At 56.3% G+C, this 24,775-nt stretch carries 15 protein-coding genes (1 of these 15 running past the window's edge); 11 read left to right on the top strand and 4 right to left on the bottom strand.

Features of this window, described 5'->3' with window-relative positions:
• Positions 1-90: 90 nt before the first annotated feature.
• Together AB1S56_RS22930 and AB1S56_RS22925 are read right to left on the bottom strand one after the other, a co-directional pair.
• Entirely contained in the window at positions 91-6,213 is a 6,123-nt protein-coding gene (locus AB1S56_RS22930; protein ID WP_340872857.1) for an SdrD B-like domain-containing protein, read from the bottom strand.
• A 190-nt stretch (positions 6,214-6,403) separates the two neighbouring features.
• Entirely contained in the window at positions 6,404-7,552 is a 1,149-nt protein-coding gene (locus tag AB1S56_RS22925) for a response regulator (RefSeq protein WP_340872858.1), read from the bottom strand.
• 306 nt (positions 7,553-7,858) lie between these two features.
• Between AB1S56_RS22925 and uvrB the strand changes: the two genes are divergently transcribed.
• The 3 genes from uvrB (at position 7,859) to AB1S56_RS22910 (ending at position 13,357) form a co-directional block, all read left to right on the top strand.
• A complete protein-coding gene (gene uvrB / locus AB1S56_RS22920; protein WP_340872859.1) occupies positions 7,859-9,856 on the top strand; it encodes an excinuclease ABC subunit UvrB in 1,998 nt (665 codons plus the stop codon).
• A 15-nt stretch (positions 9,857-9,871) separates the two neighbouring features.
• The gene (gene uvrA / locus AB1S56_RS22915; RefSeq protein ID WP_340872860.1) at positions 9,872-12,763 is read left to right on the top strand and encodes an excinuclease ABC subunit UvrA; all 2,892 of its coding nucleotides are present in this window, start codon (positions 9,872-9,874) and stop codon (positions 12,761-12,763) included.
• Positions 12,764-13,129: 366 nt separating this feature from the next.
• On the top strand, positions 13,130-13,357 hold the full coding sequence (locus tag AB1S56_RS22910; protein WP_340872862.1) for a hypothetical protein: 228 nt from the start codon (positions 13,130-13,132) through the stop codon (positions 13,355-13,357).
• Positions 13,358-13,417: 60 nt separating this feature from the next.
• Here the strand turns inward: AB1S56_RS22910 and AB1S56_RS22905 are convergent, their stop codons facing one another.
• Positions 13,418-14,386 carry a sugar phosphate isomerase/epimerase gene (locus AB1S56_RS22905; protein WP_340872863.1) on the bottom strand — a complete coding sequence of 323 codons (969 nt, stop codon included), beginning with the start codon at positions 14,384-14,386 and terminating at the stop codon, positions 13,418-13,420.
• A 312-nt stretch (positions 14,387-14,698) separates the two neighbouring features.
• Here AB1S56_RS22905 and AB1S56_RS22900 point away from each other — a divergent pair, with 312 nt between their 5' ends.
• From AB1S56_RS22900 to AB1S56_RS22875, 6 genes are all read left to right on the top strand, one after another.
• Positions 14,699-17,230 carry a DUF3656 domain-containing protein gene (locus tag AB1S56_RS22900; RefSeq protein WP_340872864.1) on the top strand — a complete coding sequence of 844 codons (2,532 nt, stop codon included), beginning with the start codon at positions 14,699-14,701 and terminating at the stop codon, positions 17,228-17,230.
• Positions 17,231-17,376: 146 nt separating this feature from the next.
• Positions 17,377-17,964, top strand: a complete 588-nt coding sequence (locus AB1S56_RS22895) for a sigma-70 family RNA polymerase sigma factor (protein ID WP_340872865.1) — start codon at positions 17,377-17,379, stop codon at positions 17,962-17,964.
• Positions 17,942-18,277 carry a hypothetical protein gene (locus AB1S56_RS22890; protein WP_340872868.1) on the top strand — a complete coding sequence of 112 codons (336 nt, stop codon included), beginning with the start codon at positions 17,942-17,944 and terminating at the stop codon, positions 18,275-18,277. Before AB1S56_RS22895 ends, AB1S56_RS22890 begins: the two co-directional genes overlap by 23 nt.
• Positions 18,277-19,740 carry a hypothetical protein gene (locus tag AB1S56_RS22885; RefSeq protein WP_340872869.1) on the top strand — a complete coding sequence of 488 codons (1,464 nt, stop codon included), beginning with the start codon at positions 18,277-18,279 and terminating at the stop codon, positions 19,738-19,740. The genes AB1S56_RS22890 and AB1S56_RS22885 overlap by 1 nt, the downstream gene beginning before the upstream one ends.
• A 215-nt stretch (positions 19,741-19,955) precedes the next feature.
• A complete protein-coding gene (locus AB1S56_RS22880; RefSeq protein WP_340872870.1) occupies positions 19,956-20,648 on the top strand; it encodes a heptaprenylglyceryl phosphate synthase in 693 nt (230 codons plus the stop codon).
• Between the two features lie 75 nt (positions 20,649-20,723).
• Positions 20,724-21,083 (top strand): DUF4183 domain-containing protein, encoded by a 360-nt coding sequence (locus AB1S56_RS22875; RefSeq protein ID WP_340872871.1) that lies wholly within the window; start codon positions 20,724-20,726, stop codon positions 21,081-21,083.
• 70 nt (positions 21,084-21,153) lie between these two features.
• On the opposite strand, the gene AB1S56_RS22870 is transcribed toward AB1S56_RS22875, so the two are convergent.
• Positions 21,154-21,525, bottom strand: a complete 372-nt coding sequence (locus AB1S56_RS22870) for a hypothetical protein (RefSeq protein WP_340872872.1) — start codon at positions 21,523-21,525, stop codon at positions 21,154-21,156.
• A gap of 207 nt (positions 21,526-21,732) precedes the next feature.
• Between AB1S56_RS22870 and pcrA the strand changes: the two genes are divergently transcribed.
• Both pcrA and ligA read left to right on the top strand, forming a co-directional pair.
• Complete coding sequence (pcrA, locus tag AB1S56_RS22865; protein WP_340872873.1) at positions 21,733-24,126, top strand: DNA helicase PcrA; 2,394 nt, start codon at positions 21,733-21,735, stop codon at positions 24,124-24,126.
• 92 nt (positions 24,127-24,218) lie between these two features.
• On the top strand, positions 24,219-24,775 hold the 5' end (the start) of the coding sequence (ligA, locus tag AB1S56_RS22860; RefSeq protein WP_340872874.1) for an NAD-dependent DNA ligase LigA. 1,444 nt of this gene lie beyond the right edge of the window; the window shows 557 of its 2,001 coding nt (coding positions 1-557); its start codon is at positions 24,219-24,221; its stop codon lies off the right edge, out of view.

Here is a 24,775-nt window from a genome sequence, read left to right as displayed (position 1 = left end):
ATCATGAAAAAGAGCTGTTCCGTCTACCTGTTGGGAAGGTAACGGAGCAGCTCTTTTTGTCATGCTAAGCGATGCGTGTTCATGATGCGATTAAGAGGATTTCCTTCTGCCGGCGTATCGGCCAAGAAGGCCAATAGCGATAAAGGCGGCGCCAAGCAGATATAATGGCAGGCTGCTAGTATCGCCTGTTTTCGGCAGCTTGTCCACATCTGGAATGGCGTCTAATCCGCCCAGCGGCGTATCCTCCACGTCGATGTCGAACCAAAGCTCTTCCTCGTTGCCTTCTTCATCCTTCACAATGACGGAGAATCTGTCTCTGCCCGTGAAGCCTGGTTTAGGCGTATACGTAACCTTGCCGTCCGGCTTCACGGTAACCGTCCCGTTCCCTGGAGGCGTGCCAGGTACGGTTGTGCCGCCCTTGGGCACCTCAATTTCCAGCTCAATCGGCGTTTCCTCCGGCGTTTTCTCTGTCTTAGACGTCGGAGAAGGTGCTGGCGATGCGGTCGGCACGCCAGGGTTGCCCGGCGTCGGTGACGGAGTCGGCGTTGGCGTCGGAGTTGGTGTTGCGCCAGGCTCTTCAGGCCCCGTTGGCGACGGACCAGGTGAAGGCGTTGGCGTCGGCGTTGGTATGAACGGAGGCACATAATAGAAGCCTTGGTCAATCGTCAGGTCTCGCCATATAGCAGGTCCAACAGGGCCGATCGCGATTGCTTCAGTCATGCCGCCATGTGTTGGATTGGAATCCTGGCTGGCTGCTACACCTGCGGCTCCTTGCTTTGTCGGGATGTAGAACAATGGCGTCTCGAATTGCACGTAATAGTCGCCTGCGACCAGGTGGTCGAACAGGTAGTACCCTGGTTTGCCGTCCTTATCGGCGGTGACGGTTGTTGCGATCAACGTCTTGGCTGCATCGTAGAGCCTGACGGTCACGTTATTCAGTCCGCTGGTCTCATCTTCATCCTGCTTGCCGTTATAATCCCAATCATGCCATACAAAATTGCCAATCGCTCCTTTTCGTACAACGCCGAAGTCGATCGTCAGATCGTTCCAGCCCTTCGGAGCGAGAGGGCCAATGGGAATAGCGCTCGTGATGTTGGCGGCATTCGTCGCGTTGGAGTCGAGCTCGTCGGCGCCTGCTCCGCTGCCCTGCTCCGCCAGTGTCAGCTCGTGGCTGTTGTCCAGCATAAGCTGAACGTAATAATCGCCGCTGGCGAGGTTGTCGAACAGGTAATGCCCCGGCTTGCCGTCCGGACCGTTCTCAGTGACAGTCTCTGCATAGACCGGTCCCGCAGCGCTGTTCTTGTACAAGCGCAGCGTCAGGCCGTTGATGCCCGCTTCAGAGGCGTCCTGAATGCCGTTGCGATTCTCGTCGAACCAGACGTAGTTGCCGATGGAGCCTTGCGCGACAAGTCCCAGATCGATGCTGGGGTTCACCCAGCCATACGGCGTCTCGGATTCTGCGATTCTGATCGCGCCAGTCGTATGGGTTGCGTCCGTGACGTTGGAGCCGTCAGCGGAATCCGGATCGGCTTCTGCTGTTGTCTTCTCATATTCGCTCGGGAATTCGAAGCGAACGTAATAGGTGCCTGCCGGAAGCTCCTTGAACCCGTAATAGCCCGGCTTGCCGTCCTCCGTCTTGGTGGTGTCCGTCTTGTAAGGCGTGCCTGTCGGCGTATCGCGGTACAGATAGACGGTTACACCGTTAATGCCGTGCATCTCATGCTCGTCCTGCAAGCCATTGCGGTTGCGGTCGTGCCATACGTAATTGCCGATGGCGCCTTTGCCGGTAAAGCCCAGGTCAATCGTCAGATCGCTCCACCCAGCCGGACCAATTGGCACGGCATGGACCGTTTCGCCGGCGTTGGCGCCGCTGGTATGAATCCGGTTGGAATCATTAGCGGCTGAAGAGCCGGGCTCCTCCATCTTGGCGAGATCGTAGATGGATGGCGTTTGGAACCAGACGTAATAATGGTCGTTCTGAACCAGATGCTCGAATAAATAATAGCCGTTGGCATCCGTCTGCTGCGCAGCGACCAGCACGGAGGAGCCTCCGCTCTTGTCGTACAAGCGAACCTCAATGTTCTCAATTCCAGGCTCGCCAGCATCTTGAATGCCGTTATCGTTCTTGTCGAACCAGACGTAATTGCCAATGGAGCCTTTGGCTTGCAGTCCAAGATCAATAGTGTGATCCACCCACCCGCCTGGTCCAATCGGAATGACGCCCGTCAAGCCGGCTGCGTCTGTCGCGTTGGAATCGACGGAGCGGTCAGAGCCGGCCTCCGCAGTCGTCGTGTCGTAGCTGACAGGCACGATAAACTGTACATAATAATCCCCGTTGAGCAATTGATCGAACAGATAGTAGCCCGGCTTGCCGTCCGTCGGATGGTTGGCCGTCGTGGTTCGGCTTACCTCGGTGCGCACACCGCCGCTTTCCTTGAAGAGGATCACTTCAATGCCATTAATGCCGGCTTCCGCCGCATCCTGGCGTCCGTCCCGATCGCGATCCAGCCAGACATAATCGCCGATTTCGCCTTTGGCGACGAGACCAAGATCAATAGTGAGGTCCTCGAAGCCGTTCGCGCGGTTAATCGTAATGACGGACGTTTTGTTATCCCCGTCCAGCGCATTGCTGTCAAGGGCGGCGTTGCCTGGCGTATTGCGTGTCAGCTCGTAATCGGAAGGCCACTCGAATTGTACCAAGTAATCCCCCGGCTCCAGTCCGCTGAACAAATAGTAGCCTGGCGTACCGTCAACAGGATGATTGGCCGTTGTTGTGGTTGCGACAGCAGTCGCGTTGCCGCTTTCGTACAGCTTGACGGTAATGCCGTTGATACCGGTCTCGCCGCTATCCTGCAAGCCGTCCCGATTCCGGTCCAACCAGACAAAATTGCCGATGCGTCCGGAATCGTTGACGTTGTTGATGGTGACCGTAACCTCGTCAGTATCGTTAATGACGATTTCGCGAGCGGTCGCGTCCAGCTTGTAGCCTGTTGGCGCCGTGACCTCGATCAGCTCATAAACGTCGAACGGGAGGTTGTCGAATACAACGACGCCGTTGACATCGGTTGTCTTCGGAGCAATTGTGTCCGGTCCGAATTTCGGCTTGATCTTGAATACGGCATTTTGAAGCTTGATGCTTGTATCATCATCGGCTTGCTTCACAAGCTTAACGCTGCCCCGATAGCTGGCGCCTGAGGGGAAGGAGAAGCCGGAAGCCGAGTTTTTGTTAACCGAGAATGTATGCTGGCTCGGCTGGCTTGTAACCGAGGAGCCCCATCCGCTCATCTTGAATTGGTTCGTCGCGTTGCTGCCCACGCCTTCCGCAAGCAAGGAGCGGTACACCAGCTTATACGCTGCCTCCTCAGGGGCGTTGACAGACAAGATGAACATCAGATGCGCTGGCGTTGCTGCCGACACCGGCTGGAAGGTCAGCGTGTAATCTGTTGTCGGAACCAAGGTCAGCGTGAAATGACTCTCATTCGTCGGATTGGCGACATTCGGCACTGCCTTGTACAGCTGGAACGAATCCTGCAGCAACGTCTGGTAGACATCCGGCGTATCCTCCACGACAATTTCGTTCAGCTTGGACAAGCTCCGGTTAATCCAGATTGTCCATTCGGCGAGTCTCAAGCCGCCCGGATCTGGCTGCCTGAATTGCTTGACGATAAATTCATTGCCGTAAGGCGGCGATACGCTGGCGGTCAAGGTTGCCCGGTACAGCGAATTGCTGCTGGAGAAATCGGCTGTGTTGTTGATTTGCTGAGGCACCAGCTTGCCCGCCATTGTGGTTTGGAACGTAATGAGATGCGGGCCTGTAAGGGTGCCGTTGAAGGTGATAGTCAACACCGGATTTGCTCCCGACGTATCATAAGCAACCGTATAGTCGGCCCCTGCATTCAGTGTCGCGCCGTTCGACAAGCCGCCTCCCGGCGCAAGGGTTTGCCGTGTGACGACGATGGAGCCATTCACCAGCTCCTGCCCGTTTTGAAGCGTATCAGTAATGACGGCTCCGGTAACGGCTTCGTTGTGGTAGTTAAAAAGCACGTTCCATGTTATGGACTTGTCTCGTGCATCGTAAGTCCCGTTCTTATAGCCGTTATAACGCGTATAGTCATTCGGCGTAATGGTATGGCCGTCGGATTGGCTGCCCCGGCTCGCATAGGTTATGGTCCCCGTAGCGTTGTCCACGATCTTGCCCCAGGAGAAGGTGCCAGTGTTCGGGAACGTGTACCGATTGCTGGCATTCCAAGGGCTGGCAGCCGGATAGCTCTCATAATCATAAGCTGTTCGATAGGTGATCGTATGGCGTTTGTCGAAGGTATAGCTGTCGGCGAACACCAGCTCAAAGCCGGATTCGCGCGAGCCGTCACTGGTCGTCGACAAGGTGTAGTCCACGCCTTCCGTAAGCGCGGCTCCTCCTTGCGGCGTCACCGTCAACGATCCCGGAATGAGCGTCAAGCCTCTGTTGCCGTAGGTATCGGTCAGCTTGACCTTGTCGGCGCCGTCCTCCTCGAAGCGGTAGCCGTTCCGGTTAAGCACGATTGTCCAGGATATTTCCTTGGCGTTATAATCCGTCAGCGAGCCTGTTTTGTCGATGACCCGCTGCTGATAGTTGACTGACGCGCTGACGCTGCCGGCGGAGACGTCGGTAGTCAGATTATTGCTTTTGGTCCCGTCGCTGACGACAGGCGCATCAGGCTTGGCCTTGGTTCGATACACGATGCGGTATGCTTCGGTAACCGGGCCGTTAAGCTGCAAGTCGAATGCATCCTTTACCGTCGGGCTTCCCGATGGGCTGTAAGTCAGCGTATAGCCAGCTCCATCCACCAGCGGCGCGCCGATTGTCGCTCCTGCGGACCCGTCGCCGTTCACATGAACGGCTTCCACAGTCATGGAGCCGGGCACGATGGCATGGCCTTCCGGCAGGATGTCAGTCAGCACCGGATTGGTATGCTCGAGCTGGCCGAAGTTGAAGTTAAGCGTCCAGACGACCTCGTGATCGTTGTCAGGCGAATAGCCGCCAGCGGTTTTCCTGAGTGAAGGGCCGCGCTGCACGGAGACATTGGCGGAGGCGGAAGCGCGCTGAGTGCCGCCATCATACAATCTGACCGTGTTGGTCAGGGACTTCGCCGGACTTTCCGGAATGACGGCGTCGCTTTTAACCTTTGTCGTAAATTTGATGCGATAAGCGGAGTCGATAGCTCCCAGGTCGACCGTGAACTGGTTCGGGCCGGCTGCGGGATCGACGATGTAACCTCCGCCCAGCGGCGCGCCTTCCGTCACGGAGCCGTTCATGCTGACGATGAGCGGATGTACGGCGACGCTTGCGGGATCCAACTCCAGATCGGCTGGCAGGGTGTCCTCGACAATGGCTTGTCCCAGCGTCGCGAGCGAGCGGTTAACGTCGACGCTCCAATAGACCTCGGACGTATTGACGGTACGATCCACGCCAGTACGCGTTTTGCTGATGGTCGGGGCAGGATTGCCAAAGTCAACGGGCAGCTCCACCTCGATTGTGGCTGAAGCGCTGACTGGTATGCGGACGATGATCTCGCGGTCCTCGATGACCGTGGTCTCCTCCAGCCAGGCGTTAACCTGCATGCCGCCCTTCTTCTGATGGGACAGAGGATCGCCTCCCTGAGCGACGAATGTAACTGTAATCGTCTTGGCGGCTTTGTCTACGGAGAAGGTGCCGGCATTGCCGAGCGATACATTGACGATATCGGCCTCAAGCTTCAATTGAGCTGGCAGCTGGAACGTGTACGTTCCACCGTTCGCTGCAATTTCGTCGGTAATCTCCCAATCATAGGCCAACGTGAACGGGTAGCTCGTTCCGCCCAGCGTCGCCTCGAATTCACCCGTATAAACGGGAGCTGTGGAGCCGTCGTTTTTGACAGCTGCGAGCAGGGATGGGCAGGAGCTGTCGGGAGCTGCGAAGCAGCTCAGCAGGGCGTTATTGTCGAAGCTTGGTCCCTGCAGGAGCAGCACCTGCTTTATGACCGAATCCGGTACGGCGACTGGAGCGGCGGCTGTGCGCTGGACGAAGCCTCCAATCTGCAGGGTCTGGAGGAGCAGCATCATAGCCAGCATCAGCGCGATGCTTTTCTGGCTTACGGTCAGAGCGTTTCCGGACAGTCCGGGCAAGTAGCCGAACCAAGACAGGAAACGGTCCAGAGGCGGTTTGCGGTGACGATGGGATCTTGCAGCCTTCATAGCTCTTTTGTCATCCTTTCTTGCATTTTCGACATATTCTCTTCATTTGTGCATCTCGCTCAGTATAGTTGAACGTGCTGACCAAGCTCTGACCATGGGTGGACAAAAAAAGACGCGACCGGATGCAGCCGCTATTCACGGCTTCCAGTTCGCGTCTATTCCATACTATGTATGGGAGGCTTGCAGGAGATCACTTATTCCCGCTGCTCCATTGCTCGTACCAGGCTATAAGAGCAGGGTCTGGCTGAATACCGGCCGATTGCTCCAGTGCGGCTGCCAGAAGCTCATACTGTGCATGGACCGAGCTTCGGTCATTCATTCCATCATATATGCGCATAATGGCCCAATGCGCTTGCTCCAGCGCAGGATCCAGCTTGATCATACGGCCATAGAGGGCAAGAGCCTCGCGATGCTTCCCGATGCCCTGATAATATTCCGCCAGCTCGCCGGCATGATGCCGCCACATCGACTTCAGTCGCCGACGCTCAGGCTCCGCCCAGAAGTAGCTGTCTTCGCCCCAGTAGTCCCCTTCATACGCGTGAAATACGCGCAGATGGGCATCTGCCGTCGCTTCGGAGAGGGGAGGCAGCACCCTCAACTCGGCATCCCACCGCTCGGAATCCAGTACGACGCCTTCTGCCTCCAGTCTGTAGCCGTACTGTGAATAACCCAGACGCAAGGCATCTTGCAAGCCAAGCTCCTTCATCATTGTCCGGATTCGATAAACGCTTGTCTGCAAATTGACAATGCCCGCCTTCTCCTCAACCTCCGGCCACAGCAGCTCGATCAGCATATCCCTGCTAATGACTTGCCCCCTGTTATGAAGCAAATATGCAAAGAGCTCCTTAATCTTGGCTGTTCGCCACTTCAGCCGAATCGGCGCCTGTCCCTCAAGCAGCAGCTCCAAGCTTCCCATACACCTCACCCCTACAGCCGGACGCGCTTGCTTCGCCGCATCGCCCAGCACAGACTCCCTCCCCTTGCTGCACTTGCGAATGCGCTCCACCGCCTGCGCGAGCCGCTCGCTTGAGACCGGCTTCAGCAGATAGTCCAGGGCTTGTACGTTAAAGGCCTCCAATGCATATTGGTCATAAGCCGTCACGAATACAATCTCGGTCTCGGGCGAGCATTCATGAATGTGCACGGCCAAGTCCAGTCCGCTGATCTCAGGCATTTGAATATCCAGAAATATAATGTCCGGCCGGTCCGTTGCGACTTGCGCCATCGCTTCTGCGGGGTCCATGAACATGCCCAGAACTTCCATTCCGTCTATGGCTCTCACCATTTGCTCCATTCGAATCAATGCCAGTCTTTCATCATCAATAAGTATTGCTCTCATCCTCTGCTTCACCCGCTCCGCGCGCCGCAATAACATCGTGGCGCATACTGATTGCCAATTTACATTTATCTCATGTGATTTTGCTAAGTAGACTACCATATCAGATCTAGTTTGTAAAAATATTTACAATTCCGAAAGCGAGCCGCGGGTCATTGCATCGGCTGGCAGTAAACGCTATAATGAATGGGAACACACATTCTTATAAAACGAAACACTTTCGGGAACGGATATTTCCTTTGGATATAAACCACTCGCAACATTGACTATAATGAAGATAAGCAGAAAGGGCTGGGGGGAAGAGAAGCTATGCAAGATGTGCCGGATAATGAGAGATTTCAATTAAAGTCGGAATACAAGCCGCAAGGCGATCAGCCCAAAGCGATTCGGGAGCTCGTGGAAGGCGTGAAGGCCGGCAAGCGGCATCAGACGCTGCTGGGAGCGACGGGCACGGGCAAGACGTATACGATCGCGAACGCGATTGCGGAGCTGAACCGTCCCACGCTAGTCATTGCCCACAACAAGACGCTCGCAGCGCAGCTGTGCAGCGAGTTCAAGTCCTTCTTCCCCGACAACGCGGTTGAATACTTCGTCAGCTATTATGACTACTACCAACCGGAAGCCTACATCCCATCCACAGATACATTCATCGAGAAGGATTCCAGCATCAACGACGAGATCGACAAGCTCCGCCACTCCGCTACAAGCGCGCTGTTCGACAGGCGGGATGTCATCATTGTAGCGAGCGTGTCCTGTATATACGGCCTCGGCTCGCCTACCGAATACAGCAGCATGGTCCTGTCTCTGCGTGTTGGCATGGAGAAGCCGCGCGACGCCATTCTGCGCAAGCTGGTCGACATTCAGTACGCCCGCAACGATATCAGCTTCACGCGAGGCACGTTCCGGGTGCGCGGGGACATTGTGGAGATATTCCCTGTCGCGAACAACGAGCGGGCCATTCGGGTAGAGCTGTTCGGCGACGAGATTGAGCGAATTACCGAGATTGACGTGCTCACAGGGGAGATTGTCGGCGAACGGGAGCATGCAGCGATATTCCCGGCCTCCCACTTTGTGACGCGGGAGGAGACGATGAAGCTGGCTCTCGTCAATATCGAGCGGGAGCTGGAGGAGAGGCTGGCGGAGCTGAGGGAGGCGGGCAAGCTGCTGGAAGCGCAGCGGCTGGAGCAGAGAACTCGCTATGATCTGGAGATGATGGCGGAGATGGGCTTTTGCTCGGGCATCGAGAACTACTCGGGTCCGCTGACGTTCCGGGAGCGGGGGGCAACGCCTTATACGCTGCTGGATTATTTTCCGGAAGACATGGTGGTTGTCATTGACGAGTCTCACGTGTCTCTGCCGCAGATTCGGGCCATGTTCAACGGCGACCGGGCGCGTAAGGAGATGCTTGTTAATCACGGCTTTCGCTTGCCCTCGGCGATGGACAACCGGCCGCTTCGCTTTGAGGAGTTCGAGGAGAAGACGAAGCAGCTGATCTACGTTTCCGCAACGCCGGGTCCGTATGAGCTGGAGCATTGCCCAAGCATGACGGAGCAGATTATCCGTCCGACGGGGCTGCTGGACCCTCTGATTGATATTCGTCCCTCCAAGGGACAGATCGACAATCTGCTGGAGGAGATCCGCGACCGGATTGCCAAGGACGAGCGGGTGCTCGTGACGACGCTGACGAAGAAGATGGCAGAGGATTTGACGGATTATCTGAAGGAAGTTGGCATCAAGGTACGGTATCTGCACTCCGATATTAAGACGCTGGAGCGTCTGGCGATTCTGCGGGATTTGCGCCTGGGTGTGTTCCATGTGCTTGTGGGCATTAACCTGCTCCGGGAAGGCCTTGACCTGCCGGAGGTGTCGTTGGTTGCGATCCTGGACGCGGACAAGGAAGGCTTCCTTCGCTCCGACCGCTCGCTGATCCAGACAATTGGCCGGGCGGCCAGGAACTCGGAGGGCAGAGTCATTATGTTCGCGGACAAGGTGACGGATTCCATGGACCGCGCGATCAAGGAGACGGAGCGCCGCCGCGCCATTCAGGAGGCGTTCAATGAGAAGCATGGCATTCAGCCGCAGACGATCCGCAAGCGCGTGCACGATGTCATCGAAGCGACCAAGGTCGCGGAGCAGAAGGCAGACTATTTGACAGGCGCAGGTACGGGCAATATGACGAAGAAGGAACGCCAGTCGCTGATTGAGAGACTGGAGAGCGAGATGAAGGAAGCGGCGAAGAGCCTGCAGTTTGAGCGTGCGGCCGAGCTGCGCGACGCTCTGCTGGAGCTGCGCGCCGAGGTGGGATGACAGGAGGAGAAGCAAGTGGCTAGTGACAAGATCGTAGTGAAGGGCGCCCGCGCCCACAATCTCAAAAATATTGACGTAACGATTCCCCGCGACAAGTTCGTTGTGCTGACGGGGCTGAGCGGCTCCGGCAAATCGTCGCTCGCCTTCGACACGATCTACGCGGAGGGGCAGCGCCGCTATGTGGAGTCGTTAAGCGCCTATGCCCGCCAATTTCTTGGACAGATGGAGAAGCCGGACGTGGATTCCATCGACGGCTTGTCCCCGGCCATCTCCATCGACCAGAAGACGACCAGCCGCAATCCGCGCTCTACAGTGGGCACCGTGACGGAAATTTACGATTATCTCCGTCTGCTGTTCGCCCGGATCGGGCGTCCGCATTGCCCGGACCATGGCATCGAGATTACGTCGCAGACCGTGCAGCAGATGGTCGATCGCATCATGGAATATCCAGAGCGCACGAAGCTGCAAATTTTGGCGCCGCTGGTGTCCGGACGCAAGGGCGAGCATACGAAGCTGCTTGCCGATGTTCAGAAGCAAGGCTTCGTCCGCGTTCGTGTGAACGGCGAGCTGCGGGAGCTGAGCGAGAAGATCGAGCTTGAGAAGAACAAGAAGCATAATATTGAGGTCGTCGTAGACCGGATTGTGGTGAAGCCCGATATTCATGCGCGGCTGGCGGACTCGCTGGAGACGGCCTTGAAGCTGGCGGAGGGCCGGGTGCTGGTCGATGTGATGGAGAAGGAGGAGCTGCTGTTCAGCTCCAATCTGGCTTGTCCGGAGTGCGGCTTCAGCATCGAGGAGCTGGCTCCCCGTATGTTCTCATTCAACAGTCCGTACGGCGCTTGTCCGGAGTGCGACGGTCTGGGCGCGAAGATGATCGTCGACCCGGAGCTGCTTGTGCCGGATATGACCAAGACCATTGCGCAAGGCGCGTTTCTGGCATGGGCGGGCAGCACGTCGAACTATTATCCGCAGTTCCTCAGCTCCGTCTGCAAGCATTACGATATTCCGGAGGACGTTCCGGTAGGGGATATCCCTGCCGATCAGATGAAGAAGCTGCTGTATGGTACGGGCGGGGAGAAGGTGCGCTTCGTCTATGAGAACGACTTCGGCCATCGGAAGGAAGCGTTTGTTCCCTTCGAGGGCATTGTGAACAATCTGGAGCGCCGCTACCGCGATACGCCATCTGAGATGATGCGGGAGCATATTGAAGGGTACATGAGCGCGAAGCCATGCGGCAGCTGCAAGGGACAGCGTCTGCGCAAGGAGACACTCGCCGTCACGATCGGCGATCAGAATATCTCGCATGTGACGAACCTGTCTATTGGGGAGGCACAGCGATATTTTGAGAGCTTGCCGCTCACGCCTAAGGAGCAGACGATTGGGCATCTGATTTTGAAGGAAATCAACAGCCGGCTCGGCTTCCTGGTTAATGTCGGGCTGGAATATTTGACGCTCAGCCGGGCAGCGGGCACATTGTCGGGGGGCGAGGCGCAGCGCATTCGTCTGGCGACGCAGATTGGCTCAAGCCTGATGGGCGTACTGTACATTCTGGATGAACCCAGCATTGGCCTCCATCAGCGGGACAATGATCGACTGATTCAGACGCTGGAGCATATGCGCAACCTGGGCAATACGCTTATCGTGGTGGAGCACGACGAAGATACGATGCTTGCTGCGGATTATATTATTGATATTGGGCCGGGAGCGGGCATTCACGGCGGCCAGATTATAGCGGAGGGCACGCCGAAGGAGGTCATGGAGGACGAGAAGTCGTTGACCGGTCAATACTTGAGCGGCCGCAGATTCATCGAGGTTCCGCTGGAGCGCCGGGCAACCAGCGACAAGTGGCTGGAGGTGCGCGGCGCCAAGGAAAACAATCTTCGCAATATTCATGTGAAGATTCCGCTTGGCGTATTTACCGCCGTGACGGGTGTGTCTGGCTCCGGCAAGTCGACGTTCGTGAACGAAATTCTGTACAAGACGCTGGCGCGTGACTTGAACAAAGCGAAGGTTCGCCCCGGCCAGTACAAGGAATTCCGTGGACTGGAGCATCTGGAGAAGGTAATCGACATTGACCAGTCGCCTATCGGACGGACGCCTCGCTCCAATCCAGCGACCTATACGAGCGTGTTCGACGATATCCGGGATTTGTACGCCAGCACCAATGAGTCCAAGGTGCGCGGCTACAAGAAGGGCCGCTTCAGCTTCAACGTCAAGGGCGGCCGCTGCGAGGCCTGCCGAGGCGACGGCATTATCAAGATCGAGATGCACTTCCTCCCGGACGTCTATGTGCCATGTGAAATTTGTAAGGGCGCGCGTTACAACCGGGAGACGCTTGAGGTGAAGTACAAGGGCAAGAACATTGCGGAAGTGCTGGAGATGACGATTGAAGACAGCTGCTCCTTCTTCGAGAACATACCGCGCATTCACCGCAAGGTGCAGACGCTGCTGGACGTGGGTCTCGGCTACATGAAGCTGGGGCAGCCAGCCACCACATTATCCGGCGGAGAAGCTCAGCGCGTGAAGCTGGCGGCGGAGCTGTATCGCCGCAGTACAGGCAAGACGCTCTACATTCTGGATGAGCCGACGACGGGTCTGCATGTGCATGATATCGACCGTCTGCTCCATGTGCTTCATCGTCTCGTGGATTCCGGCGAGTCCGTCCTTGTCATTGAGCATAATCTCGACGTCATCAAGACAGCCGATTATTTAATTGATCTTGGACCGGAGGGCGGCAGCGGCGGCGGCACCATCGTCGCGACCGGCACACCGGAGCAGGTGGTGAAGGTGGAGCAGTCGTATACTGGCCGATATCTGAAGCCGATTCTGGAGAGGGACCGCGAGCGAACGCTTCAGCGCAGCGGTAATAAGGAGCATGTCGGCGCGGGAGCTTCAGCTACGGAATAATGGACATGCAGCGTCGGTGACAGTAAGAGGAATGTGTGTATATCGATAAAATGATGATCCGGATTCCGCAATGTCGTCTCGTGGAATTCGGGTTTTCTCTTTGATCTTGCTTGATATAATTTGTGTGAAATTGTGCAAAAATATAGTTGGGGTTCGGGACTCGGAAAGACAAGGTTATAGTTGAAGTCGTATTGGGACATTTTAAGAATGGGAAAGCGGTGTCAGAATAGATGAAGATGCGTAATGGATCACGCCACTCTAATCGTGACAAAGTTGTTACGAAAGTCGATTGAGACTTGCATCCAAAGCGCCTAAAAGCTAACATAGAGTAATATTAGGTTACGTGTGACTAAAGGAGGTCCCCTTATGTTTTTGGCGGAAGAAGCGACAGAGGTTGTCAAAGGCTTTGAACCATTCGACTTTTTTATGCTGGCCCTTACTGTAATTCTCGCAATTGGTTTTGTGCGGCTGTTGATGGCGCGCCCTCGGAAGAACCTGTTTGCGATTGGATTCACGGCTGTATCGCTCGGATTGTTCCTGTTCATCGACTACGTCATGATTTTTGAATTTGGCTTGATCCGTGTGAAAGGCTAATTGAAGCCCAATAAGAAGCACCGCCGGAGTCCGGCGGTGCTTTTTTTTCGCAATATTCGCTTACACCCACCACATCTCGCCCAGCGGCTCGCGGATCAGCACCTGCTGCAGGTTCTGAACGGCTTTGGTGAAGCCTTCTTCCACAGACATCAGACCGTCCTCATGCTCGATGCTGACGACGTAGTCGTAGCCGACGAGGCGAAGCGCGCTAATAATGTCAGCCCAAACCTTCATGTCGTGACCGAAGCCTACTGTGCGGAACTGCCAAGCGCGATCCAGCATAAGCGAATAGGATTGCATGTCTGTTACGCCGTGATGGTTGACGTTGATCGGGTCAATCGTCGTGTCCTTGGCATGGAAGTGATGAATAGCGCCGGCACGGCCGAGTATATGTACCGCTTGTACCGGGTCAATGCCTTGCCACCACATATGGCTCGGATCCAGGTTGGCGCCGATCGCTTTGCCTGCCGCTTCGCGAAGGCGAATTAATGTAGCCGGGCTGTGAACGGAGAACCCGCCATGCAGCTCCAGACCGATCTTCACGCCTGCCGCTTCCGCAATGCCGCCGATTTCGGACCAATACGGAATAACCTTCTGCTCCCACTGCCATTTCAGAATATCCTGGAAATCATTCGGCCATGGAGCAACCGGCCAATTGGGATATTTGGCGTCCTCATGGTCGCCCGGGCAGCCGGAGAAGGTGTTGACGACTTCGACTTCCAAACGATTCGCAAGCTCAATCGTTTGACGAATGATCGCGTCGTCCGGTGCGGCAAGCGCCTTCTGCGGATGCAGCGGATTGGCGTGGCAGCTGAGCGCGCTAATGATAAGTCCACGCGATTCAACCGCTTGCTTAAACGCTTTCAGTTTGCCGGCGTCGGCCAGAAGCACATCCGGGTTGCAATGCGCGTTGCCGGGATAGCCGCCCGTTCCGATCTCGATGGCCTCAAGGCCTTTGGAGGCGATGTAGTCCAGAGTCTCCTCGAACGGTTTTTGCGAGAACAATACGCTGAATACGCCTAACTTCATAAATGTGTACCCTCCTGAATCCAATGATTGGATTAAAATTCGTTTGTCAGCACTAGTATAGCATTTCCCACTGCGCAACAGATGTGTGCAACCTCATTTTGGCAAAATAACATAATAACTCGGCAAATGTGAAAAGGCTTGGCGCCAACCGGAGCGTGCATCATTGCTGTTGGACGGCTTCAGACGATTATTTCGTAGGAGTAAACGGTAAAATACCAGTCATGTTCACTGGAATCGGGCGCTGGCCTTTGTTAAACTAAAGGAAGCTACCGGCTTGCATAGCCGCAGGAACGATGAGAGGAACAATCATAGATGAAGATGAACGGAATAACAAGATCGGATATAGAACTGCTGGCTCCGGCCGGCGACTGGGATTGCATGAGGGCCGCCGTGGCGAATGGAGCGGACGCGATCTTCTTCGGGGTGGAGAAGTTCAACGCCAGAGCCCGCGCCAACAACTTCCGCAGCGAAGAGCTGCCGGAAATTATGGCGTTCCTGCACACGTATGGAGTCAAGGGCTTCCTGACGTTCAACATTCTTGTGTTTGAGGACGAGCTGAGAGACGCTCAGAAGCTGATTGAGATGTGTATCGACGCCGGTGTTGACGCTGTGATCGTGCAGGATCTGGGTCTCGTGAAGCTGATTCGCGAGCTGTCGCCGGATTTCCCGATCCATGGCTCGACGCAGATGACGATTACGTCGCCTGAGGCCGTTGAATTTACGAAGCCGTATGATATGGAACGAGTGGTGCTTGGCCGCGAAAATAACCTGAAACAAATCAAGACGATCGGCGAGCAGGCGAAGCTGCCGATGGAGGTATTCGTGCATGGCGCGTTATGTGTGTCTTACTCCGGCCAATGCCTGACCTCCGAGATGTGGGGCGGGCGCTCCGCCAATCGCGGCGAATGCGCGCAGGCATGCCGACTGCCGTATGATCTGATGGTCGACGGCGAGCATAAGCCTATGGGCGATATCGCTTATCTGCTGTCGCCGAAGGACCTGGCAGCCATTGATATCGTACCCGAGCTGATCGAGGCGGGTGTTACATCGTTCAAGATCGAAGGACGCCTGAAGAGTCCTGAGTATGTGGCGAACGTCGTGAGCAAGTACCGCGCGGCTATCGACAAGTATTTCGACGGCGACCGCTCGAAGCCTTCCAAGGAGGAAGTGAGGGAGCTGCAGCAAAGCTTCTCGCGCGGCTTCACGCACGGCTTCCTGCAAGGGACGAACAACAAGGAGCTGGTGGAAGGCACATTCCCGAAGAGCCGCGGCGTCTACCTGGGGCGTGTAGAGCGGATTATGCGCGATGCGGTGACGGTTCGTCTCGATGCGCCGGTGAAGCGCGGCGACGGCATCGTGTTCGATGCCGGCGATCCCACGAAGAAGGAAGAGGGCGGGCGCGTCTATGACGTGCGACGCCAAGGGGTGAAGCTTGAGGGCGAGGCGCCGGAGGGCGCCTTGATCGAGCTGGTGCCGGGCCGTAATGACGTTGACCTGCGCAAGGTGCATGTGGGCGATCGTGTATGGAAGACAAGCGATCCCGCGCTGGACAAGCGTCTGCGCGCCACGTTCGAGACGGAGAAGCCGTATCGTGTATTTCCGCTGCATGTCCGTGTGACGGGTGTCGCCGGCGAGCCGCTTCGTACGGTATGGACCGATGTGCACAAAGGCACGACGGTCGAGGTGGAATCCGAGATGCCGCTGGAGGCTGCGCAGAAGCGTCCCATGGACGAAGCGCTGCTGGCGGATCAGCTGGGACGTCTCGGCGGAACGGTCTATCAGCTTGACGGCATCGAGGTGGAGCTTCAGGGCGAGCTGATTGTCCCTGTGCGCGAGCTGAACCGGATGCGCCGCGAAGCGGTAGAGCAGCTGGCAGGCGAGCGTCCCAAGCCGCCTGTCTACATCAAGCGTGAAGTCGATGCGTTCGCGGACGCGCATGAGAACAACCGGGCGGAGCTTATCTCGAAGCGCAGCGGCACCAAAGCTGAGCTGACCGCGCTTTGCCGGAGCCTGGAGCAGGTGGAAGCGGCCATTCAATACGGCGGCGTCTCCTATATTTATGCCGACTTCGAGTTCATCAAGCAGTTCCCGGCAGCGGTGGAGGCTTGCCGCAAGGCGGGCGTGCCGATCGCGCTGGCGACGCCGCGTATTCATATGCCAGGCGAGAACGGCTACCATGCGAATATTCTGAAGCTGAAGCCGGATGCTGTGCTGGTTCGCAACACGGGAGCGCTCTATTACTACCTGCGCGCCCGCGCCGCCAATCCGGGACAGCCATTCCCTAAGCTGATCGGGGATTTCTCGCTGAACGTAGCGAACCACAAAGCGGTTAAGCTGTTCACGGAGGTAGGCGTTGACCTGATTACGCCGTCTTATGATCTCAACATTCAGCAGATGGTTGATCTGCTGGAGCGTTCGGACACATCGAGGCTGGAGGTTGTCATCCACCAGCATCTGCCCATGTTCCATACGGAGCATTGCGTCTACTGTACGTTCATGAGCGAAGGCACCAACTTTACGAACTGCGGCCGTCCCTGCGAGGAATCCCGCGCGTCGCTGCAGGATCGAATCGGCATGTCCCATCCCGTCCGCGTGGACGAGGGCTGCCGCAACACCGTGTACAACGCCATTGAGCAGTCCGGCGCCGAATATATCAAAAACTTTGTGGAGCTGGGCGTGTCCCACTTCCGCGTCGAGTTTCTGGAAGAGCCGGGCGAGAAGGTGGGCGAGGTGCTGTCCCTTTACCGCGACGCCCTGGACGGCCGCATCAGCGGCACGCAGGTATGGCGCAGCCTGAAGGCAACGAACCAGCTGGGCGTTACGCGTGGGCAGCTGGTGAAATAGAGCTGCAGTGCCGATGGCCCTGCATACGAATACGAAGGCTGTCTCCTCGGGAGGCAGCCTTTTTTTCAAAACCTTTGATGCAACCAAACTTGCTGCTGGAAGCATCTCTATACATAGAACAGGTGTTCATTAAGGCAGGTGATGGAGTGGACGAGGAGAAGCGATTGGTGGAGGGCCTGCGAGCAGGGAATGAGGCGGCAACGGTGTGCTTAATGGACCGATACGGCAGCGATATATTGCGCACGGCGGTGCTGATGCTTGGTGACCGGCATTTGGCCGAGGATGTGTCGCAGGAGACGTTCATCCTTGCATACCGGCGCATTGGGCAATTCCGGGGAGAGGGCTCTCTCCGGGGCTGGCTGCTGCGAATAGCCGTTCAATTATGCCGAAGCAGCATGCGGAAAGCCGCATGGAAGCGTCTGTTTCTTAACCTAACCGTAACGGATGATGATATGGCACAGAGTGATGCTTTTGAACGGCGACCGGCCCCACAGCCTGGTGATGCGGAGTGGGCAGACCGGATGACGCTTCGAGAGGAGATCGGCAAGCTCCCGTTCAAATACAGGGAGGTCGTTGTGCTTCACTATTTCCATGATTTGCGCACGGCGGATATAGCCGAGGTGCTGGGTGAGCCGGAGGGTACGGTGAAGAGCAAGTTGATGCGTGCCAGGGGCAAGCTGAAGCAACAATTGCAAGAGGGGGGATGGGAGCATGGACGAACATTGGGAGGATAAGCACATTCGAAAAAGGCTGAAGGATGAGGCGGCTTCCATTACATTTGATGAGTCGAGCCGACGAGAGGTGCTTCGCGCCATCAGGCAGCCGGTATCCTTCTGGAAGAAGGAGATTGTCATTCCAGCGCCTGTCATCGGAGTCATACTCCTTCTGCTGCTTGTGCTTCCGCTGGCCGGCTGGAGGCAGGTTATTTCCTTGAAGGAGGAATCCAGCTTTGTTTTTGCGGAGACGCCGTTATCGAATGAAAGGCTGATCGCGACCGATGCAGGGGTTTTCTACGAGTCTCAGCTTCGCAAGGAGGGGAGGCCTTAATGAGAATAAAGCTGAGGACATTGCTGGGCGTGCTTGCGTCTGTCCTTCTGTTGGGGTGGTTCGGCTATAACCAGCTTCCATCGCTGCTTTATTATAATGGGTATTCGGCTGCGGTTCTGGAGTGGTTCCCGGACAGCCGCTATGCGAAGCCTGCTGCGAATGAGCTGGCTTACGAGTACGTTGATCGAATAGATTCTAACGGTGAAAATAGGATTTTCATATCTTCGTTAGGGTGGGGGCTTTCCGGCAGCGGCAATGCCGCAACGACCGAGCAACGAGAAGCGGCAGCGGTGAAGGTCGAGCAATTGGTGAAGCGTTACGACAGCGGACATGCGATGGATGACATACACTACCGGCTAGCGAAGCACTATTTTTGGAGCAGCCAGTGGGAGCAAGCTGAAAAACTGCTGCGAGAGCTTGCCGGGGCGGTACCAGGCTGGGAGGAGGAACTTGAAGCCTATCTTAACATTCTGCAATCCCGGCATGAACGGCAGGATGCAAAGCCTTCTGTAGAGGGCGTTCTGAGGATAGGCGGCTCTCCTGTACCGAATGCGCTTGTGTTTCTTGTCGAGGCGAATGCAGCCGGTTATTACTCCAATCCTTTCCCTCAGTATCCAATGACCATTACGGACGGAGAGGGTAAGTATCGGTTTTATGATCTGAAGCCTAAGGAGTATGAAGCCGGCGTCGGTCTGCTCCCGGAGCAGATTGCGGGTTATGTCCTTGCCGAGCAGCCCGGGCAAACATTCACGGCAAAGAAAGGCGTCACCGCCTCGCATGATATCGACTTCCATCGCCAAGTTCAGATTGTAGCACCTTCAAGGAATGAAGTGGTTGAGGGGGATGAGATTGCCTTTCACTGGGAGCCTTACGAGGGCGCGGCATATTACAAGCTGTACATGACAACGCCGTTCCGCGGTGAAGACGGGGAGTATAGCGGCGGTGCGACTGCGGAGTTGTCTGATCAGCATTATACCTCTACAACCGTAAGCTATTCATTAGGAGAGCTGGCTGGCATTTCGGCGGGAAGCTCGGGGAAGTCTTTCGCAAAAGACGGGTCGGCCATTCTGCTGTCGTCGGGCCTCCTCGGAAGGCTGCATCCCGGGGGCGAGTTTATTTGGTCTGTCGAAGCTTATGATGCGGAAGGACGCAAGCTGTCCAGCTCGGCGGGGCATTATTTGGATCAAGAAACGGCAGCCCCTCTATTCCGAATCTCGGAGCAGGGCATGCTGGAGGGAGACCGCCTCATTCTGCAAAATAAATACGAAGAAGCGATCGCAGCCTACGAGGAGGAAGGGAGCGATTACGCGCTGCGCGTGCTTGCGCGGCTGGCCGAGCAGGGCATCACGCAGGAGAATGGCGATGCTGCGGAGGCATTGGCTTATCTGAGACGACTATCGGCACCGTTGCCGCAAGACTTGCGGGAGATCGCGAGACTGGAGGAAGCAGTAAAGAAAAAGTGAGGCTCCTCCAGGCTGGCTCCCGAAGTAGCGCCCTAAACATGGGTCTATTAGGTCAGGCAGCACCAGCTTCAGCAATGCGCACAGGTTTGACATGCCGCACAGCCTGTCATAGCATAGAATTTGGCGTAGAAGCGGAGTTGGAGTGGAGCCGGCTGTGCTCTGACTCCGCTTGAGCGGAACAGTGAAGCCGAGTGAAAAGTGAGGCGTGTGGAGAGATGAGTGAGGCGTGGTATTCAGGATGGCGGCATGTATTCAAGCTTGATCCCGACAAGGATATTTCGGATGAGGCGCTGGATGCTTTGTGTATGTCGGGTACGGATGCGATCTTAGTTGGAGGGTCCAGCGGCGTCACGTTTGAGAATACGGTGGATTTAATGTCGAGGGTGCGGCGGTATGAGGTGGATTGCGCGCTGGAGGTTTCCACGCTTGATGGAGCCGTGCCGGGCTTCGATGGTTATTTTGTGCCGCTTGTGCTGAACACGGAACGGGTCGAGTGGATTATTGGCAAACAAATCGAGGGCCTGCGCGAGTACGGCACATTCGTGCCGTGGGAGGAGACAGCTGCCCAGGGTTATATCATATTGAACGAGGACGCGACGGCCGCAAAGCTGACGGGGGCCAACGCCTCCCTGGACGAAGATGCGGTGATTGCCCATGTTCGGATGGCGGACAGGCTTATGCGTCTTCCTGTTATTTACTTGGAGTACAGCGGCATGTTCGGCGATATGGAGCTGCTGAAGCAGGCTCGGCGTCATGTGTCGCAAGCAAGGCTGTTCTACGGCGGCGGCATCGATTCTGCAGAGAAGGCGCGGCAGGCCGCGGAGCACGCTCATACGATCGTCGTTGGGAATATTATATACAACGATCTTGAAGCGGCGCTGTCAACCGTAGCAGCCATCCGGATTTAGGTGATTGACGGCGTCCAAGACGCTTCCGCTCGACTATACTAACAGCAGCAGAGTGTCGGGGGCGGGAGTGAGGGCATGTTCGTGAAGGGGCTGAATCGGAGAACCTATCCATCTAAACGGAAATCAGGCTGCCGCAAGGCCAGCAATAAGCGGAAGCGCTGCAAGCGCAGACGGCGCAGGCCCATCATTGCAACCTATTACTATTATGCGCTAGGGGATGGCGAGAAGCGAACCTTCACGATGGCGGATGCCGTAGATGGCTATGACAGTCGAATTCCGAAGACGCGACTTATCTCGCTAACGAATGTATTCGTTGATGGCATGCTTCAGGCGCCGCAGCTCTATCGTGTGCTGTCCGGCAGGCTAACATTCCAATCAGACGAACCGCCGCCGAGCAATTCCCAGATTATAGCGCAGTTTATTTTGGTAAAATAGCATCCAAACAAGCAGCAACCCAACGCTCTGCGCGAAGGGTTGCTGCTTGTTTGTTATGATGGTCGCTCTGCTACGAATAGGTGGTCACGACTTGGAAGATTGTAAATACAATCTGCGACCGGTTAGGGATCGCTGCGGCATCTGCGGAGGTAAGCTCCAGTACGGTATCCGTTACATTCGTTACAAGACCTTCCTCCTGCACCTGCCCGTCCACGATAAGCTGGTACGCATATTCGGTTCCGGCAGGCGGTGTGCTGATATCAACGGCAAACTGGGTGACGGTAGCCCCCGTTCCGTCGAGCCAGGTCTGAACAGAAGGACCGATGTCTGTTGGCGTAGCCGCTGGCAAGGTAATGCCGCCGGCCGGTACGGTCATGAAGTAGTTAAGTACGTCGTAATCAACCGTCACTGTAAAGGACCGCGGGAGAATTAAGCTGGCCATAAGAATCACCTCCTCTACTGGATATTAAATGCACCCTTCCGCATGTCCGAAACGGACAATTGGCAGGCGTTCATTCGCCGAATTAACACCAAGCAAGATGGCAAAGCCTTTTGGAAGATAAGGGTATTCACGGAGAATTGACAGTCCGACAGGCGCCGTCTAAACTGTAAATAGGCGAACAAAATGGCGAACAAAAGGAGTCTAAGCATGTTCAATCCTATAGGTATCGAAGAGGCGGTTCAGAAGCTGAATCCGCCGCAGCGCGAGGCGGTCCAGGCTACTGACGGACCGCTGCTGATCATGGCGGGAGCGGGCAGCGGCAAGACACGCGTGCTGACGCACCGGATCGCATATCTCATCGAGAAGAAGCGGGTGGCGCCATGGAGCATCCTTGCAATTACGTTCACGAACAAGGCGTCCCGCGAAATGCAGGACAGGGTCAGCGCCCTTGTCGGCCCTTCCGGACGCGATATATGGGTATCCACCTTCCACTCCATGTGCGTGCGCATTCTGAGGAAGGACATTGACCGGATCGGCTACACCTCGAACTTCTCGATCCTGGATTCGTCGGATCAGCTGTCCGTTATCCGGAATTGTATGAAGGATCTGAACATCGACACGAAGAAGATTGAGCCGAAGGCGATTCAAGCGACAATCAGCAGCGCGAAGAATGAGCTGATAACGCCGCAGAGCTTTGAGGCGAAGATTGGGGACTATTTTGACGGACTGGCGGCCAAGGTGTATGAGATGTACCAGAAGCGTCTGAAGAGCAACAACTCGCTCGACTTCGACGACCTGATTATGAAGACGATCCAGCTCTTCAAGGAAGTGCCGGAGGTGCTGGAGTTTTATCAGAACAAATTCCGCTACATCCATGTGGACGAATACCAGGATACGAACCGCGCGCAATACATGCTGTGCCGGATGCTGGCCGACAAGCATCATAACATCTGTGTTGTGGGCGACAGCGATCAGTCCATCTATCGGTGGCGCGGGGCGGACATTACGAACATCCTGAATTTCGAAAACGATTATCCCGAGGCTCAGGCGATTATGCTGGAGCAGAACTACCGCTCCACGTCCAACATTCTGGATGCCGCCAACGCTGTTATTAAGCGCAACACCGGCCGCAAGCCGAAGAAGCTGTGGACGGAGCAGGGACCTGGCGACATGATTCAGCTGTATCAGGCGGATTCGGAGCATGACGAGGGTTATTTTGTAACGGGGGAAATTCGCAAGAATGTGACGAAAGGCCGTCGTTATTCCGAGCATGCCATTCTATACCGGACCAATGCGCAATCGCGGGTCATAGAGGAAATACTGATTAAATCCGATATCCCCTATCAGATTGTGGGGGGCATTAAGTTCTACGATCGCAAAGAGATTAAGGATATTCTCGCGTACCTGCGGCTGATCTCCAACCCTGATGATGACATCAGCTTGACTCGTATCATTAATGTTCCGAAGCGCGGCATTGGCGACACCACCGTTGCGAAGCTGGAGGAGGAGGCGGCTCGCAGGGGCACGTCCATCTATCGCGTGTTGGGTGATCTGGGTCCAGTGGATGTGAACGGACGGACGAGGACGCTGCTGGGAGAATTCTACGGCCTTATTCATAATTTGACCTCTATGGTGGACTATTTGACGGTGACGGAGCTGACGGAGAAGGTCCTGGAGCTGTCCCAATACCGGATCGAGCTGCAGCGCGAGAATACGTTGGAATCCAAGGCGCGTGTGGAAAATATCGACGAGTTCCTGTCGGTGACGATGGACTTCGAGCAGCGCAATGAGGACAAATCGCTTGTCGCGTTCTTGACCGATCTGGCGCTAATCGCGGACATCGACTCCATGAACAAGGACAAGGAGGAGGATGATAAAGCGGGCGATGCGGTTGTTCTCATGACGATGCACAGCGCCAAGGGCCTGGAGTTCCCGGTTGTGTTCATCATCGGGATGGAGGAATCCGTTTTCCCGCATAGCCGCGCACTAGCGGACAACGAAGAGCTGGAGGAGGAACGGAGGCTGGCGTACGTCGGCATCACCCGCGCGGAGGAGAAGTTGTATTTGACCTGCGCGCGCATGCGCACCTTGTTCGGGCGGACGGGGATGAATTCGCCGTCGCGGTTCCTGGAGGAAATTCCGGAGGCGGTACGCGAGGGCGTATCGACAAGCATCGGAGGAAGCGGGACGAGCAGTTTCGCTCGTTCAGGCGGCACGCGCTTTACAGGCGGAGGCGGAGCGCCTTCTTCAAGCGCGGCTTCACGCCAAAGCGGCTTCGGAGCGGGGACGTCCCGTATTGTGGGCGGCGGAGGCGGGGCAGCCCCCGGCAGCGGCGTTCGCGTCAGCACGCCGTTCGACTCTTCGCGCAGCGTGAAGCTTACAGGCGGAACAGGCGCGGCGGCACCTGCTCCAGCCGGAGCCGCTGGCGGCTCGAATGGCGATTTCGCGGTAGGTGATCGCGTCGCGCACGGCAAGTGGGGCGAAGGCACAATTGTCGCGGTCAAAGGAACGGGCAAGGACAAGGAGCTTCAGGTCGCTTTCCCTGCGCCTGTCGGCATCAAACGTCTGCTGTCGGAATTCGCTCCGCTCACGAAGCTGTAGCAAGAGGAATGAGACGGACTCGCGTTGAACATAATCGATAGGAGAACAGGAAAGATCGACCATGAAGGGGAGGCTTGTCCGTGAACGCAAGCATGGATCGGATGAAGGAGCTTATCGCTCTCATTACGGAGCATAATTACTACTATTACACGCTCGACCAGCCCCGGCTGAACGACGTGGATTACGACAAGCTGTACGATGAGCTCATCGCGCTGGAGCGGTCGACCGGCGTGACGCTGCCGGATTCGCCAACGCTTCGTGTTGGCGGCGAGCTGCTGAAAGGCTTCGAGCCTCATCGCCATCGCGCGCGGCTATGGAGCCTGGATAAGGCGCAGGACCAAGAGGATCTGCTGGCTTGGCATGCGCGCGTCCTTCGCGGCATCGTGGACTATAATGCCAAACACCCCGACCAGGAGCCGCTGCCGAACCCAAGCTATGTCATCGAGCTCAAGTTTGACGGCTTGACCCTGAATTTGACGTATGAGAACGGCGTGCTCGTGCAGGCGTCAACCCGAGGCAATGGCACGATTGGCGAGGGCATCCTGGCGCAGGTTCGGACGATTAAGTCGATTCCGCTGACGATTCCTTTTACACAAGGAACCCTTGAGGTTCAGGGCGAAGGCATTATGGGGCTGTCCGTGCTTGCCAA

It is taken from the genome of Paenibacillus sp. PL2-23, from assembly GCF_040834005.1.
Lineage (GTDB): Bacteria > Bacillota > Bacilli > Paenibacillales > Paenibacillaceae > Pristimantibacillus.
Note: the sequence above shows the minus strand (reverse complement) of the source record. Positions and strands in the feature narration are given on the sequence as shown.